17 protein-coding genes are annotated in these 15552 nt (G+C 73.3%); 12 read left to right on the top strand and 5 right to left on the bottom strand.

What is annotated here, in order from left to right; translation table 11 throughout:
- The first annotated feature begins 36 nt into the window (after positions 1 to 36).
- Complete coding sequence (locus HTZ77_RS21995) at positions 37 to 1374, top strand: class II 3-deoxy-7-phosphoheptulonate synthase (RefSeq protein WP_328808693.1); 1338 nt, start codon at positions 37 to 39, stop codon at positions 1372 to 1374.
- Between the two features lie 63 nt (positions 1375 to 1437).
- Here the strand turns inward: HTZ77_RS21995 and trxA are convergent, their stop codons facing one another.
- Positions 1438 to 1818: a thioredoxin gene (gene trxA, locus HTZ77_RS21990; protein WP_175591531.1), complete on the bottom strand. Its 381-nt coding sequence runs from the start codon at positions 1816 to 1818 to the stop codon at positions 1438 to 1440.
- Between the two features lie 140 nt (positions 1819 to 1958).
- The gene (locus HTZ77_RS21985; RefSeq protein WP_235994959.1) at positions 1959 to 3701 is read right to left on the bottom strand and encodes an ExeM/NucH family extracellular endonuclease; all 1743 of its coding nucleotides are present in this window, start codon (positions 3699 to 3701) and stop codon (positions 1959 to 1961) included.
- A gap of 105 nt (positions 3702 to 3806) precedes the next feature.
- Between HTZ77_RS21985 and HTZ77_RS21980 the strand changes: the two genes are divergently transcribed.
- From HTZ77_RS21980 to HTZ77_RS21950, 7 genes are all read left to right on the top strand, one after another.
- Positions 3807 to 5216, top strand: a complete 1410-nt coding sequence (locus tag HTZ77_RS21980) for a pentapeptide repeat-containing protein (RefSeq protein ID WP_175591529.1) — start codon at positions 3807 to 3809, stop codon at positions 5214 to 5216.
- A 176-nt stretch (positions 5217 to 5392) separates the two neighbouring features.
- Complete coding sequence (locus tag HTZ77_RS21975; RefSeq protein WP_175591528.1) at positions 5393 to 6175, top strand: class II aldolase/adducin family protein; 783 nt, start codon at positions 5393 to 5395, stop codon at positions 6173 to 6175.
- A gap of 110 nt (positions 6176 to 6285) precedes the next feature.
- Entirely contained in the window at positions 6286 to 6534 is a 249-nt protein-coding gene (locus tag HTZ77_RS21970) for an SCO4226 family nickel-binding protein (protein WP_175591527.1), read from the top strand.
- Between the two features lie 120 nt (positions 6535 to 6654).
- Positions 6655 to 7524: a TIGR03619 family F420-dependent LLM class oxidoreductase gene (locus tag HTZ77_RS21965; RefSeq protein WP_175591526.1), complete on the top strand. Its 870-nt coding sequence runs from the start codon at positions 6655 to 6657 to the stop codon at positions 7522 to 7524.
- 78 nt (positions 7525 to 7602) lie between these two features.
- Positions 7603 to 7899, top strand: a complete 297-nt coding sequence (locus HTZ77_RS21960; RefSeq protein ID WP_175591525.1) for a hypothetical protein — start codon at positions 7603 to 7605, stop codon at positions 7897 to 7899.
- Between the two features lie 224 nt (positions 7900 to 8123).
- A complete protein-coding gene (locus HTZ77_RS21955) occupies positions 8124 to 8909 on the top strand; it encodes a hypothetical protein (RefSeq protein WP_175591524.1) in 786 nt (261 codons plus the stop codon).
- Positions 8910 to 9054: 145 nt separating this feature from the next.
- Positions 9055 to 10161: a threonine aldolase family protein gene (locus HTZ77_RS21950; RefSeq protein ID WP_205303023.1), complete on the top strand. Its 1107-nt coding sequence runs from the start codon at positions 9055 to 9057 to the stop codon at positions 10159 to 10161.
- Here the strand turns inward: HTZ77_RS21950 and HTZ77_RS21945 are convergent.
- Complete coding sequence (locus HTZ77_RS21945; RefSeq protein WP_175591522.1) at positions 10127 to 10717, bottom strand: NUDIX domain-containing protein; 591 nt, start codon at positions 10715 to 10717, stop codon at positions 10127 to 10129. The genes HTZ77_RS21950 and HTZ77_RS21945 overlap by 35 nt on opposite strands.
- A gap of 245 nt (positions 10718 to 10962) precedes the next feature.
- Between HTZ77_RS21945 and HTZ77_RS21940 the strand changes: the two genes are divergently transcribed.
- The 4 genes from HTZ77_RS21940 to HTZ77_RS21925 all read left to right on the top strand — a co-directional run bounded on the left by HTZ77_RS21940 (position 10963) and on the right by HTZ77_RS21925 (position 14279).
- Positions 10963 to 11838 carry a universal stress protein gene (locus HTZ77_RS21940; protein ID WP_175591521.1) on the top strand — a complete coding sequence of 292 codons (876 nt, stop codon included), beginning with the start codon at positions 10963 to 10965 and terminating at the stop codon, positions 11836 to 11838.
- 64 nt (positions 11839 to 11902) lie between these two features.
- On the top strand, positions 11903 to 12142 hold the full coding sequence (locus HTZ77_RS21935) for a P-loop NTPase family protein (protein ID WP_175591520.1): 240 nt from the start codon (positions 11903 to 11905) through the stop codon (positions 12140 to 12142).
- Positions 12143 to 12298: 156 nt separating this feature from the next.
- Entirely contained in the window at positions 12299 to 13318 is a 1020-nt protein-coding gene (locus tag HTZ77_RS21930) for a fatty acid desaturase family protein (RefSeq protein WP_175591774.1), read from the top strand.
- 139 nt (positions 13319 to 13457) lie between these two features.
- The gene (locus HTZ77_RS21925; protein WP_175591519.1) at positions 13458 to 14279 is read left to right on the top strand and encodes a class I SAM-dependent methyltransferase; all 822 of its coding nucleotides are present in this window, start codon (positions 13458 to 13460) and stop codon (positions 14277 to 14279) included.
- A 14-nt stretch (positions 14280 to 14293) separates the two neighbouring features.
- Here HTZ77_RS21925 and HTZ77_RS21920 read toward each other — a convergent pair whose 3' ends face one another.
- Together HTZ77_RS21920 and HTZ77_RS21915 are read right to left on the bottom strand one after the other, a co-directional pair.
- Complete coding sequence (locus HTZ77_RS21920) at positions 14294 to 15019, bottom strand: SDR family NAD(P)-dependent oxidoreductase (RefSeq protein ID WP_175591518.1); 726 nt, start codon at positions 15017 to 15019, stop codon at positions 14294 to 14296.
- A 200-nt stretch (positions 15020 to 15219) separates the two neighbouring features.
- Positions 15220 to 15546 (bottom strand): carboxymuconolactone decarboxylase family protein, encoded by a 327-nt coding sequence (locus HTZ77_RS21915; RefSeq protein ID WP_175591517.1) that lies wholly within the window; start codon positions 15544 to 15546, stop codon positions 15220 to 15222.
- Between the last annotated feature and the right edge of the window lie 6 nt (positions 15547 to 15552).

The following is a 15552-nucleotide window of genomic DNA, read 5'->3' as shown; positions in this document are numbered from 1 at the left end:
ATGCCGGGCGGGGCCGGTGGCATACCCTCGTATGTCGTGAGCGCACACAGCAATCTGGATTCCTGGAGAGCCCTCCCCGCGGCCCAGCAGCCCGACTGGCCCGACCGCGGCGAGCTCGACAAGGTCGTCGCCGAGCTCGGCGGCCTGCCTCCCCTCGTCTTCGCCGGCGAATGCGACCAGCTCAAGGACGAGCTGGCCGCCGTGGCGCGCGGCGAGGCGTTCGTGCTGCAAGGCGGTGACTGCGCCGAGACGTTCGCCGGCGCGACCGCCGACAATGTCCGCAACAAGCTCAAGACGCTGCTGCAGATGGCGATCGTGCTCACGTACGCGGGCAAGGTGCCGGTCGTGAAGATCGGGCGGCTGGCCGGGCAGTTCGCCAAGCCGCGCTCCAAGGGCACCGAGACCCGCGAGGGCGTGGAGCTGCCCGCCTACCGGGGCGACATGGTCAACGGCTTCGACTTCACCTCCGAGGCGCGCACGCCCGACCCGTGGCGGCTGCTGAAGGCGTACCACTCCTCCGCCGTGACGCTCAACCTGGCCCGCGCCTTCGCCAAGGGCGGCTACGCCGACCTGCGCCAGGTCCACGCCTGGAACCAGGACTTCGTCGCCGAGTCGCCGGCCGGCCGCCGCTACGAGCAGCTCGCCCGGGAGATCGACCAGGCGCTGGCGTTCATGCGCGCCTGCGGGGCCGACCCCGAGGAGTTCCACACGGTCGAGTTCTACTCCTCGCACGAGGCGCTGATCCTCGACTACGACCGGGCCCTGACCCGCATCGACTCCCGCACCGGCCTGCCGTACGACGTGTCGGCGCACATGGTGTGGATCGGCGAGCGCACCCGCCAGCTCGACGGCGCCCACGTCGACTTCTTCGCCCGCATCCGCAACCCGATCGGCGTCAAGCTGGGCCCGACCACGACGGCGTCCCAGGCGCTGGAGCTGGTCGAGAAGCTCAACCCCGACAACGAGCCGGGCCGGCTGACGTTCATCACCCGCATGGGCGCCCCCAAGATCCGCGAGCTGCTGCCCGGGCTGGTCAAGGAGGTCACCTCCGCCGGCGTCCAGGTGGCCTGGGTGTGCGACCCGATGCACGGCAACACCTTCGAGGCGCCGAGCGGCCACAAGACGCGGCGGCTCGACGACGTGCTCGACGAGGTGGCGGGCTTCTTCGAGGTGCACCGCTCGCTCGGCACCCACCCGGGCGGCATCCACATCGAGTTCACCGGCGACGACGTCACCGAGTGCGTGGGCGGCGGCCACGAGATCGCCGAGGGCGACCTCGCGACCCGCTACGAGACGGCCTGCGACCCGCGCCTCAACCGGGGCCAGTCGCTCGACCTGGCCTTCCGCGTCGCGGAGCTCTACCGCAGCGTCTGAGGTCCCGGACGACGCCCGTTCGGGCGTGCGGAAGCCCCGCCGGCACGGGCGGGGCTTGGCGGGTCAGTTGTTGTGCTGCTCGGCCTGCTTGAGCTCGTCGCTCAGCTCGGTGCGGATGGCGTCCATGTCGAGCGCGCGGACCTGGCTGATGAGGTCCTCCAGGGCGGGCTCGGGGATCGCGCCGGGCTGGGCGTAGACGACGATGCCGTCGCGGATCGCCATCAGCGTCGGGATCGACGTGATGTCGAAGCCCTGCGCGAGCGCCTGCTGCGCGTCGGTGTCGATCTTGCCGAAGGTGATGTCGCCGTGCTTCTGCGACGCCTTCTCGAAGATCGGCCCGAACATGCGGCACGGGCCGCACCACTCGGCCCAGAAGTCGAGCAGGACGATCCCCTTGTCGGCGATGTCGTTGAAGTTGGTCTCGGTTACCTCGATGGTCGCCACAAGTGGCTCCTCGCTCGTCGTTGAAGCTGTCGACGGATAGGAACTCCTACCCGTCCTCCGTCATTCCAGCCTCGCACGCGCGCGGGCCCCGCCACGTCTCAGGTGGCGGGGCCCGCGTCCGTCGTACGCCTCCCCCTTTTCTACCCCTTGCCGCCGGGCAGGGTGAGGCCGATCACGACGGGATCGTGGTCGGAGGAGCGGTAGGCGTCCGGCCGGTAGAGGTCCGGCGGGTTGAACTCGGTGTTGTAGTCGAGGATGCGGGGCTCGTCGGCGTTGATGTGCCAGATCGTGGTGCTGGTGACCCGCTTGAGGAGCTGCCGGCCGGCGAGGGCGTGGTCGAGCTCGCCGGACATCCCGTCGAACAGGTAGCTGTAGCGCAGCGGCGCCGGCACGAACCGCTTGGTGAGGCTGGTCAGGCCGCCCGCCTCCAGCGTGTCGATCGGGTCCTCCTCGCCGTAGGCGTTGAGGTCGCCGAGGACGAGCGGGTTCGGCAGGTCCTCGACGAGCCCGAGCAGGGCCTGCGCCTGCTTGACGCGGGTGGCGTTCCAGCAGCCCTGCCCGTCGCCCTGGTCGGCGTCGGGGCCGTCACCGGCGGGGCAGCTGCCCTTGGACTTGAGGTGGTTGACGACCATGGTGAACGGCTGGCCGCCGCCCGCGCGGCGGAACGTCTGGATGAGCGGCGGCCGGCTGAACACCGGGTCCTGCGCGGCGCGCGGCTCGCCGACGGGCTCCAGCCGGGCGGGCTTGTAGATCAGGCCGACCTGGATGGCGTCGGTGCCCGGGTACGGGTGGGTCAGCGCCGCGTACGTGCCCGCGCCGACCTCGGCGTTGACGGCGTCCACGAGCGTCTGGAGGGCCGTCTGGCCGTTGTTCTCGACCTCCATGAGGGCGACGGCGTCGGCGTCGATGCCCTTGAGCGCCGCCACTAGCTTGGCGAGCTGGCGCCGCTGCTCCTCCGCGTTCGTCGCGCCGCGGGAGCCGACGGTGGTGAACCAGTTGAGCGTGTTGAACGAGGCGACCTTGACGTTGCCGATCACCGGGAACGGCTTGGGCAGCCGGGGGTTGGCGTCGAGGTAGGCGACGGGCCTGGTGGGCTGGAGCCGGTAGGTGTCGAAGCCGTAGCCGAGGACGCCGGTGAGCCCGACGGCCACCTGGCCGGTGCGTACGACGGGCGGCAGCGTGGCGGGGTTCTGCCGGGTGGAGCCGTCGTCGACGAGCAGCGTGCGGGCGCGCTGCTCGCCGGGGTCCACGCCGGGGCGGTCGGTGGGCTGGAAGAGCCGGCCACCGGCCGAGACGGTGACCTCGCCGAAGCGGCCGAGGTTGTAGTGGTCGGTGACGGTGAGCGGCTGCGGGAACGTGAGCAGCATGTTCTCGACGCGCTCCAGCCCGTCGCCGGGCAGCGTGGACGGCAGGGCGGGCACGGTCCCGGTGCCGCAGACGTCCACGGCGGTCACCGGGGACAGCTCGGTCCAGCCGTTGAACTCGACGGCCTTGCCGGTGACCAGCACCCGGTCGCCGGGCTTGACGTCCTTGAACGTGTCGCGGGCGAAGGCGAACAGTCCCTCGGAGGTGGCCGGGTCGGAGTCGGGCCTCGGGTCCTGCAGGAAGAAACCGCTGAGCTGGTCGGAGCGCTGGAAGTCGCCCGTGACGACGCCTTCGACGCGGACGGTCTGCCCGGCGAGCGGGGTGGCGTCGCCGCTGCCCTGGACCTGCGAGATCCGGTGGGTGGCGGGAGTGTCGCAGGAGGCGGCCGCGGCTTCCCGCGCGGCCGGGGCGTCCGGCGTGGCGGGTGCGGGGGACGCCGCCACGGCCGGGACGGCCAGGACGGCGGACAGGACGGCCGCGCCGAGGGCGGCGAGAGTGGCCCGGGGTAAAACGCGCATGACCCGCACTTTAGAGGGACAGCGCTTGCATATTTCGACATAAATGTGGAGAGAGGATGAAATTAGTAAATCTTGACACGTGGGCGGCCGGGGTATGACGACTCCATGGACTGGGTCACCTGCGCGCACTCTGCTGCCTGCACGGGCATCGCACGCCGGCCGTACAACCTCTGCCTGGCGCATCTGCCCCCCGACCAGCTCGCCGCCGCGATCGGCGAGATGGCCCCCGGCCGCCTGCTCGACCTGCGCGGGACGGTCGTCGGCGGCGACCTGCTCTCCCGGCTGATCGAGGCCACCGGCGCCCGGCCCGGCCGGGCCCGCCTCGATCGGGTCCGGTTCACCGGTGACGTGCGCCTGTCCGGCGTCACCTTCGCCGGGGACGTGTCGCTCGACGGCGCCGTGTTCGACCGTCTCGCGTCGTTCTTCGGCGCCCGCTTCGAGGGCAACCTGTCCCTCGCCGACGCCCGCTTCTCCCGCGAGCTGTCGATGCACGGCGTGACCGTGCGCGGCCACGTGTCGCTGGACCGGGCCGTCATGGCGCGCGACGCGCTGTTCAGCCAGGCGTCGTTCGGGCGCGGCCTGTCGTGCGAGCGGGCCAGGTTCGACGGGTACGCCACCTTCGACGGCGCGCGGCTCGGCGACGGCGCGACCTTCCGGGGCGCCCGGTTCGGGCGGACGCTGTCGTTCCGCAAGGTCGTCGGCGCCGCCGGGTTCGACGCCGCGCACTTCGCCGCCAACGCCTACCTGTCGGCCACCGGCCGCCTGTCGGCCGCCCGCGCCCGCTCCGACGCCTCGCTCGACGTGTCGGTCACCGGCTGCGGGGTGGACCTGCGGCGGGTGGACGTCGCCGGGGCGACCACGCTGCGGCTGACCGGCTCGCACGCCGATCTGGAGGGCGCGGTGCTGCGCGGCCCGGCGACGGTGACGGGCCGCGGCGGCGCGGCGCTCACCTCGCTGCGGCACGTGGACGCCCGCAGCCTCGCGCTGTACGGGCTGGACCTGTCGGCCTGCCGCTTCGCCGGGCTGGCGCACCCGGCGGGGGTGCGGCTGAAGGACTGCCGGTTCGCGCTCACCGGGCGCGGCGTGCGGGTGAGCATGCGGCGGCCGATGCTGCGCTGGTTCTCGCGGCGCAGCGTCCTGGCCGACGAACGGGCCTTACGCGGCGGCCCCGGCCTGGAGGAGTCCGGCCCTTCCCCCGTGCCCGGCGAGCCGCGCGACGCCGCCGACCTGCGGGCCGGCTGGCTCGCCACCCTGTACGCGGAGCTCGGCCGGCGCGCCGACGACCGCGGCCTGTCCCTCGACTTCGCCTTCGCCGCCACGGAGATGCGCCGGCTGGCGGGCCACCGCTGGTGGGGCGCCACCTCCTGGCCGCTGGTCACGGCCGGGGTCCGCGTGGGGCGGGCGGCCGGCTGGCTCGTGCTGATGACGGCCATCGCCGCGGGCGCCATGCTGCTGTCCACGGCCCAGCACGCCGCCCACGGCGCGCCGCACCAGCCCCCGGCCGTCCACCACTGACCCCCGCCCGCCCCGCCGCCCGTCTCGGGGCCGCCCGCCTCGGGCCGCTTCCGGCGGGGCAGCCGTCCCGTGCCCGCCCGGACGCTTGCTCCGGGCGGGCGCGGGCGACACCCTTGACGGGGTCCGGCGTCCCCCGTACCGCGGACGGGACGCGTCCCCTCAGAGCTGGAGGCACGATGAACCTGGAGCCGATCCCCACCGACCGGCTGACGTTCCGGTTACCGCAGAAGTTCGACGACGTGGCGGACGAGCGCCGCCACCGCCAGGAGCGGCTGGTGGCCGCGCTGCGCCTGTTCGGCCGGTTCGGCTTCGAGGAGGGGGTGGCCGGGCACATCACCGCCCGCGACCCCGAGCACACCGACCACTTCTGGGTCAACCCGTTCGGCATGAGCTTCAAGCACATCAGGGTGAGCGACCTCATCCTGGTCAACCACGAGGGCCAGGTGGTCCACGGCTCCTACCACGTCAACCAGGCCGCCTTCGCGATCCACTCGATGGTGCACCAGGCCCGGCCCGAGGTGGTCGCCGCCGCCCACTCCCACTCGGTCCACGGCAAGGCGCTGTCCTCGCTCGGCGTCAGGCTGGAGCCGCTCACGCAGGACGCCTGCGCCTTCTACGAGGACCACGGCCTGTTCGACGACTACACCGGTGTGGTGGTGGAGGTCGAGGAGGGCAGGCGCATCGCCCGGGCGCTCGGCTCGTACAAGGCCGTCATCCTGCGCAACCACGGCCTGCTGACCGTGGGCGACTCGGTGGACGCCGCCGCGTGGTGGTTCATCACGATGGAGCGCTCGTGCCAGGCGCAACTGCTGGCCAAGGCCGCGGGCCCGACCGTGCGCATCGAGCACGAGCAGGCCAAGCTCACCCACGGGCAGGTCGGCAACGACCTGGTCGGCTGGATCAACTTCCAGCCGCTGTACGACCAGATCGTCCGCTCCGACCCGGACCTGTTCGACTGAGGCGGGGACCGCGCCGGCAGGCCGTTCGCTGTGACCACTTTGGGGCTGGATTGGGTGTTTAGGGGCTTATGTCCGTCTTACGCTGGGTGGAGATGGCCCGAGGAGGACCCATGAGCAAGTTCATCGACGTCCATCACGGCATGGTCGGCATCACCGCCGACCAACTGCAGCAGGCGCACGACGCCGATCTCGCGATCCAGGGTGAGGAGAGGGTGACCTTCGAGCACGCCTGGGCCGACCCCGACACGGGCGTCGTCTACTGCCTGTCGGAGGCGCCCAGCGCCGAGGCGGTGCAGCGCATCCACGAGCGGGCCGGCCACCCGGCCGACGAGATCCACGCCGTGCCGCTCGACGTCTGACCCCGCCTCCCGTCCCCCCGCATCCCGGCCTTCCGCTGGAGGGCGCTTGCCTTGACGCCGGTGACAGGGTCCTAACCTGTCGCCGTCGTCAACGGCCGGTCCACCCCAGAGGAATGCCCCATGAAGTACGCCATCAGCTACAGCACCCCCCACTGCGGGGTGGACCCCGACGCGATCGCGGCGTTCGCCCGGCACGCCGAGGCGTGCGGCTTCGAGGCGCTGTACGTGCCGGAGCACGTCGTGCTGTACCGCGGCGCCAGGCTCGGCCCCTGGGAGATCCCGACGTCGCTGCCCTACGCCGACCCGCTCGACACGCTGACGTTCGTCGCCGCGGCCACCCGGCGGCTCCTGCTGGGGACCGCCGTGCTGCTGCTGCCGTACCACCATCCGGTGACCCTGGCCAAGCGGCTGGCCACCATCGACCTGCTGTCCAAGGGCAGGATGCGGCTGCTGACCGTGGGCGTCGGCGCGCTGCCGGGCGAGGCCCGGGCCGTGGGCGTCGACTTCGCCACCCGGGGGCGGCGCGCGGACGAGGCGATCGACGTGCTGCGGCTGCTGTGGGCGGGCGGGGAGGAGGGCGTCTCGTACAGCGGCGAGTTCTTCGCCTTCGAGGACCTGTGCAGCTTCCCCAAGCCGGTCGGGGACGCGGGGCTGCCGATCCACGTCGGCGGGTCGAGCGACGCGGCGGCGCGCCGGGCCGGGCGGCGCGGCGAGGGCTGGTTCCCCGGCGGCAGGCTGGACGCGGCCCAGCGCGCCGCCCAGTGGGAGCTCGTCCGCTCCGCCGCCGCCGAGGCCGGCCGCGACCCGGACGCGCTCGACCACACCCGGTGGGGGACGATCGACATGACGCACGAGCGGGCCGAGGAGCTGGCGGCGGCCGGCGTGACCCGCGTCGTCGTCTCACCGGCCTCCCTCGACCTGGACGAGCAGTGCGAGCAGATGTCCGAATTCGCCGGCCGATTCGGCCTCACGGGCAGCGGATCCTCCTGAACGCCCCCACGGTCCGCGCTCGTCCGGTTACGGTTCCGGCATGGGCGAGAGAGACGAGGACCGGACCGGGAGGGCGCGATGACGGGACCGGACGCCTGCCCCGAGTGTGAGGGCCGCAAGGTGCAGCGGCTCGGCCGGCTGTTCCTGGCCTGCGTGGTCTGCCGGGGGCGCGGCTGGGTGACCGGCGACGCCGACCCCGGGCGGCGGCCCGAGCCGCCGGACGGCCCGCCGCCGGTGTGGGAGGACCCGCGGTGGCTGGACCCGATGGTCGCCGCCGCCTTCGCCTGCCGCTACTGCCTGGGCAACGGCTCGGTGCAGCACGTCGACCGCGACCGGGGGGTCATGGTCACCATGGCGTGCGCGTGCGGCGCCTGAGAGGCTTGCCCGGGGGCTTGCCGGGCTGAGGGGAGCTTGCCGGGCTGAGGGGAGCTTGCCGGGCTGAGGGCCTGCGCTGCGGGCCGTCGGTGCGTGAGGACGGCCGAAGGTGCCGAAGCCGAAGCGGGCGAGGACTACGCCGCCGCTGTCCGTGGGGAACTCGTTTCCGGGCGCCGTCGTTCTTTCATCCAGCGATGCGCCGAAATATCCGGAAGCGAGGCCCCTTGTCGGTAACCGTCTTACGTGTCGTCTCGCTCGGGCTGACCGCGCTCCTCTCGGCCACGGGCTGCGCGGGCACCTCTCCGGCGCGCCGGCCCGTCCAGGCCGCGCCCACCACGCACCGGCCGAAGGCGGACCGGCGGCAGGACTCTGCCCGCGTCGAGCTCTGCGTCAAGAAGGTCTCCCTGGTCAGGGCCACGTACCAACCGTGCGACGACGCGACGCCCGGCTACGCGTGGTACTACGTCCCGGCGAGTGTGCGCTGGGCCGCCGTCGGGAAGAAGGTGGCGCACGGCACGTGGGTCGAGCCCGCCACCATCCCCTTGCGGGTGCGCGGTGATGACGGCACGTTCCTCGACGACCGGCAGCGCGTCCGGATCTGCGTACGGAAACGCACCCGCGTCCGGGTCGCGGACGACCGTTGCCGCGACGCCGTCGACCACGCCTGGTACTACCTCCTGCTGTCCCGCCAGGTCCCCGCCGTGGGCGGGCGGGCCGCGGGCGGGTCCTTCCACCTGCCTCGTTCGTCCGAGTGGTTCCGGGGGCGGCGCAGCGGCGGCAAGGGCGGCGTCGTCGCGTTGCGACCGCGGGACGACACCGTGGAGGCGGACCCGACTCCCTCCGGGCGCCCGTCCACCCACCCGTCCACTCACCCGTCCACTCGCCCGTCCACCCGGCCTTCCGATCGCCTCTCCGGCCGCCCGGCCATCCGGACGACGGTCCCGGTCCCGACGGCCAGGACCTGCACGACGACCAGGACGGGCAAGGTCACGGTCCGCCGCTGCTCCTGACCCGCACGCTTCCGCGGACGGCGAAGGCGGCGCGGGCGGCCTCTCGGGCGCTGTACGCGGGGAGACGAGAGCGCCCTGGATGCGCGCGCCTTACGGCCATGAAATGCTCTTGCGTATTGTCGCGATAACGGCGGAGTTGGTGTCCATGTCCGACAGCAGCACACCCGTGCGGCGGTCGTTGTTCCTTCACGCGCCCCTGCGGCGCAGGCCGCGCGCGATGCTGGAGCAGATGCTCCGCCTGGTGGACGAGGACACCCCGCCGGACGGCCCCGACGGCCCCGTGGCGGTGCTGGAGCGCCGGCTGGCCGACCTGCTGGGCAAGGAGAGCGCGCTCTTCTTCCCGAGCGGGACGATGGCGCAGCAGGCCGCGCTCCGCGTCCACGCCGACGCGCGCGGACGCCGCACCTTCGCCGCCCATCCGCAGTCGCACCTGGACGTGTGGGAGGAACAGGGCTACAACGCCGTCCACGGCCTGCGGTTCCACCGCACCGGGGACCCCTTCGAGCTGATGACGGCACGGGACCTCGCGGCGATCGGCGAGCCCCTCGCGGCCGTCCTGTGGGAACTGCCGCAGCGCGACCTCGGCGGTCTGCTCCCGGAATGGGACGACCTGTGCGGTCAGGTCGCGCTCGTCCGGGCGTCCGGCGCCGCGTCGCACCTGGACGGCGCCCGGCTCTGGGAGGCGCAGACGTACTACCGGCGGCCCTTCGACCAGATCGCCGGCCTGTTCGACTCGGTGTACGTCTCGCTCTACAAGAGCCTGCAGGGCGTGCGCGGCGCCGTGCTCGCCGCGGACACGGACACGGTGCGCGCCGCCGCGGTGTGGCGGCAGCGGCTCGGCGGCGGCATGGCGGACGCCTGGCCGCTCGCCCTGGCCGCCCTCGTCGGGCTCGACACGCTGCCGCCCCGCATGGCCGCCTTCCGGGACCACGCGATCGCCATCGCCGCCGCCGTCAACGCCGACGGCGTCGCGCGCGCCCACCCCGATCCGCCGCAGACGCCGATCTTCCACATCCACCTGCCCGCCCCCAAGGCGGCCGTCGAGCGGGCCGGGGCCGCCATCCTCGCCGAGCACGGCGTCCAGCTCTGGGGACGGGTGCGGTCCGGGCCCGAGCCGTCGCGCTGCGGCTTCGAGGTGACGGTCGGCGAGAACGCGATGGAGTTCACGCCCGACGAGGTGGCCGCGCTCATCCGCGACCTGCTGGAGCGTTGCTCCGCTACGGACGGCCGGTCCCGTCCCGCAGCACCCTGAGGAACACCGGCGCCAGCAGGTCCGTCGACGTCTGCCTCAACGCCTCCTCGACGGTGACCAGGCGGGAGGACAGCTCGTACCCCTCGGTGTCGACCCACGCCGCCTCCGGACCGCCCTCCCGTCCGGAGGCCTTCGCCCGGCAGACGATCTGCAGGAAGTCCGGGTACGGGGTCGCGGGGTCGGGCGGCTGGGGCAGCAGGTGCGTCAGGTGGAGCCAGCCCATGCGCCGGACACTGGCGCGGTCGATCCACCAGCCGGTCTCCTCGTGCACCTCGCGCACGACGGTGTCCGTGTACGACTCGGCCGCCTGCCGCCGCCCGCCGGGCCACGGGTGCGAGCCGTCGCTGTTCTCGCAGAAGACGATCGAGTCACCGACCTCGACGATGCAGCGCACCGACGTGACCAGTTCGAGGGGCACCTCCGCGTCGGAGGTGTGGGCGCCGACGCGGAGCGGCAGCCGCCCGCCGGCCCACGCGACCTCGTGGCTCTCGACCGGCGCGTCGACCTCCAGGAGGCGGGCCAGTTCGGGGTGGCGTCCACCGAAGCCGGGTCTCATCGGCGTGTCGGCTCCTTTCCGCTTCCGTCTCCGCCGGCTGTCGGCCGGAGAGGACTTCGATGATCCTCGACCGGGCGGCCGCGCACCACGGCAGTCCCTCGCCGCGGGTGCGGGGCGCGAGCCCCGCTCAGGTCGTCCGAGCGGAGCCATGGCCTTGACGTGGGGATTCGACGGGGGCGAAACGGCGATACCCATGACAGGGCTCCGGCGCGACGGGGGTCGCGGGAGCGGGTGAGGTGACGACCATGACAGAGCCGATCGTCGTCGGGTTCGACGGATCGCAGTCCTCGCGGCAGGCCCTGACCTGGGCGGAGGAGGAGGCGGCCGTCCGGGACGCGCCGCTGCGCGTCCTCCACGCCATGACGCGCTGGTCACCCGACGTCCTGCTGGTCCCCGAGCCCTCCGGCTGGGAGATCGAGGCGGACAAGGCCGCGCGCGAGCAGCTCACGCAGGTCGCGGCCGAGATCCGGTCGAGGAGGCCGAGGCTGGAGGTCAGCACGGACGTGGTCGGGGACCGGCCGGGGGACGCGCTCGTCCAGGCCGCCGAGGCCGCGCAACTCGTGGTGGTGGGGAGCAGGGGCCGCGGCGGGTTCGCCGAGCTGCTGCTCGGCTCCGTGAGCCGGCACGTGGCCAGCCGCGCGCCGCGTCCCGTGGCGGTCGTCCGCGAGACGCCGGCCGGCGCACCCGCTGCCCGGCACGGGGTCGTCGTCGTGGGCGTGTCGGGGCTGGCGGGCGAGGACGCCGTGCTGGAGTACGCGTTCCGGGAGGCGGTGCTGCGCGGATCCGTCCTGCGCGCCGTCCACGCCTGGACGCACCCCGGCACGGTCGAGCCCTGGACCGTGGAGCCCGTGGTCTTCGACGCCGAGGCGACGGGGCGGGACGAGGCGCAGCGGCTGGCGGAGTTCCTGGTCCGGACGGCCGAGAGGTTCCCGGACGTGGAGCTCAGCGCGCAGGTGGTGCGCGGGCATCCGGGCAAGGCGCTGGCCGCCGCCTCGGCCGAGGCCGACCTCGTGATCGTGGGGGCCGCGCACGGCGCGACGAGGGCGCTGCCGACCCTCGGCGGCACGGCCCACGCGGTCCTGCACCACGCGCGGGCGCCGGTCATCGTGGTCCGCGGCTGACCGCCGCGCCCCGTCTCGAACCCATCCGCGACCGGAGACGGACGCGGCCCGGTAGCCTGCGCGGATGCGCACCGGCTCCCCCGGCACTGTCCTCGTCGTCATCCGCGGCAACTCCGGGTCCGCCGGTCACCATGTGATCCTCGAGGGGATCCTCGCCGCGAGCCGGTACGGCCCCATGCTGGAGGCGCTGCGGCGCGACCGTCTCGGCACGACGAGGCTCTGCTATCTCGACGTCTCGTGGGAGGAGACCGCACGGCGCATCCTGGGTGATGCCGGCCTGCCGATCGGCCCGCCCCCGGTGTGACGCGGGGCTCTGGCCCCCCTGGCGGCGTCGATGGTAGGGCTGGCCCCACCGGAGGAACGGGTGCCAGCGGGGTACGCGCACCGTCCGCCTCTCGCGATGCTGAAAAGCGATCACGCATGACCGAATTCATCAGCATCGGAGACAGATGTGACTGTGGTGGAGGCGTCCCGCCCGCAGCGGGGCAGCGACTTCGCGAGGTTGTCACGCCGCGTCGCGGAGGCGGGGCTGCTGGAGCGGCGGCCCGGCTTCTACGCGGTCCGGATCGGGCTGGTCGCGGCCCTGTTCGCGGGGACCTGGGCGGCGTTCGCCGTGGTGGGCGACTCCTGGTGGCAGATGCCGGTGGCGGTGCTGCTCGCGGTGGCCTTCGCCCAGGTGACGCTGCTGGCCCACGACCTCGCGCACGGCCAGATCTCCCGTTCGCGCCGCGTCGACAGGATCGCGGGGCTGCTGGTCGGCAACCTGGCCGTCGGCCTGAGCTACGGCTGGTGGATGGACAAGCACACCCGCCACCACGCCAACCCCAACCACGAGGACCGTGATCCCGACGTCGCGCCGGACGTCCTCATCTGGTCGCGGAAGCAGGCCGAGGCCGCGCGCGGGCTGCCGCGCCTGATCGGACGCCGGCAGGCGTGGCTGTTCTTCCCGCTGCTCACGCTGGAGGGCGTCAACCTGAAGGTGTCGAGCTTCCGCGCGCTGCGCCGCCCCACGCTGAAGAACCGCCCGGCCGAGGGACTGCTGCTCGTCGCGCACGTCCTGCTCTACGCCGGTGCGCTGTTCGTGGTGCTGCCGCCCGGCAAGGCGCTGGCCTTCCTGGCCGTTCACCAGGCCTGCTACGGCGTGTACCTGGGCTGCACGTTCGCGCCCAACCACAAGGGCATGCCGGTGCTGACGGCGCAGGACGAGCTGGACTTCCTCCGCCGCCAGGTGCTGACCTCCAGGAACGTCAGCGGCGGACGCCTCATGGACGTCGCGCTCGGCGGCCTCAACTACCAGATCGAGCACCACCTGTTCCCCGGCATGCCCAGCGCGAACCTGCGCAAGGCGCGGCCCATCGTGCGCGACTACTGCCGCTCGCTGGGCGTCGAGTACACCGAGTGCGGGCTGCTCGCGTCATGGGGGCAGGCCCTGCGCCACCTGCACGACGCGGGCCGGCCGCTGCGCGACGCCCGCACCTGACGACCGGACCTCCGCCGGGCATGCGGATGCGGCCGCGTTCCTCCGCCGCGCCGGCGAGTCGCGCGCCGCGGGATCCGGCCGTCGCCATGGGGAGGTTCGGCCGGGCGGGGAGCCTGGGTTCGGTCTAGAGTGCCTGTGCGTGGAGGAGCTGTTCGGCGGCGCCGCGCCGTACTACGCCCGCTACCGTCCCGGGTACGGGAAGGCGGCGATCGCGTTCCTGGCCCGCACGCTCGGCGCGGACAGCCAGGTGCTGGACCTGGGCTGCGGCCCGGGGACGATCGCGATCCCGCTCGCCAGGCGGGTGAGGGCGGTGCTCGCCGTGGACCCGGCCGAGGAGATGCTGGCGGAAGGCCGGCGGCTGGCGGCCGGCGTCCCCGCCGTCAGGTGGCTGCGCGGTGACTCGACCACGCTGCGCGCGCTGCCGCCGTTCGACCACGTGGTGATGGGGCGGTCGTTCCACTGGATGGACCGCGCGGCGGTGCTGGCGGAGCTGGACGAGCTGCTGCCGCCCGGCGGCACGGTGGCGCTGCTCGGCCCGGCCGGGCGACCCGGCGAGCCGTGGCAGCCGGACGCCCAGCCGTGGCAGGCGATCGAACGGCGGGTCTGCGCGGACTTCGGCCTCGACATAGACGCGGCGGCCGCCTCCTTCCACGCCACCGGCGAGCCCCACCACGACCTGTTGGCCGCCTCCCCGTTCCGCCGCCTGGAGTCGCGGACGTTCGCGCGGCGGCTGGTCTGGGACGTGGACGGGCTGGTCGGGCTCCAGCTCTCCTACTCCTACAGCTCACCCGCCGTGCTCGGTGATCGGCTGGGCGCCTTCGTCGTGGCGTTCCGGGAGGCGCTGCTCGCCGGCAACCCGGCGGGGCGGTGGGAACAGGACCTGGTCACCGAGGTGCTGATCGCCGGCCGCACGGAACCGCGGCCGCCTGCTCGTACGCGCCGCAGCAGCACGTCCTGGTGACACGCGTTCCCTGCTCACAGGGCGGTGCCCGTCTCCTCGGCCAGCGTCCGCACGAGGCGGTCCTGGAACGCCTCGTCGTGGACCGCGGGGTGCGGCTCCTGCCGTTCGCCGTGGTACCAGTACCCGCCGGTGGTCAGAGCCTCGGGTTCGTCGCTCGACGCGAGCCACTCCTGCGTACGATGGCCGAGCTCCAGATCGTCCGGCGCGTCCGGTCCACCCATCCTCGTCGGCACCCAGCCGGGATCCACGGCGTTGCTCAGCACCTCGGGACGCAGGCGCGCCACCGCGGCCGCGAGCGTGGTGACGAACAGCTTGCTGTCGGCGTACGAGCCCGCGCTCCCGCCCCGCCAGTCGACCCCGTCGAGCGCGGGATGCCCGTCGAAATGCGAGCCGCTGCTCAGGTACACCAGCCGGCGCGGCCCGCGGAGCAGAGCCGTGATCAGGTACGGGGCGATGATGTTGACCGGCATGACCGCCGGTCCGCTGTACACGCCGGCGTTGTGGATGACCGCGTCGAGCGGCTGCCCGTCGTTCAGTTCCGCGGCGATGCGCCGGACGGCGTCGCGCTCCGTGAAGTCGCCCACCACGACGTCCGCCCCTCGGCCGACCAGCGGGTCGAGGCTCGCCGCGCGCTCGGCGTTGCGCGCGTGCGCCACGACGTCGTGTCCCGCGGACAGGAGCGCGTCCGCCGCGGCGCGCCCGAGGCCGTCGGCGGAACCGGTCACCAGGATCCGGCTCACGATCCCACCGCCTCTTCCATGCGCGCCAAGGCTCTGGCGCACGCCACGACTCCCGGGGGAGCGTGGGTCGTCCCTTCGGGTCGGGCGTCGCCGGCGGCGTGCGTGAGTGCTCCTCGCATGGGCGTGTCTCCTTCCGTTCGCCGGAGTTCCGTTCGCCGGAGCTCCGTTCATCGGCGTCCGGGCGGCTCCTCCCCCGCCGCTCAGGCCGAGAAGACCTGCTTCGCGGTCGTGATCGCCGTCATGGCCTTCGGCCAGCCCACGTAGAAGGCGAGATGGGTGATCGCCTCGACGAGCTCGGTCTCGGTGACGCCGTTCTCCATCGCGCGTCCGAGGTGGAAGCGGAGCTGATCGGTGTCACCGCCGGCCACCAGGGCGGCGACGGTGATCAGGCTGCGGTCACGGGCGGCCAGCTCCGTGCGATTCCACACGTCCTCGAACAGGACATCGTCGGTGAGCTCGGCGAGCTTCGGAGCGAAGTCGCCGATCATGCGGCGTCCCCCGCCGGTCTGTCTGTGCTGCTCGGTCATCGAAGA

This window comes from Nonomuraea montanisoli (assembly GCF_013363975.1).
Classification (GTDB): domain Bacteria; phylum Actinomycetota; class Actinomycetes; order Streptosporangiales; family Streptosporangiaceae; genus Nonomuraea; species Nonomuraea montanisoli.
This window is presented reverse-complemented; position numbering and strand designations above follow the sequence as displayed.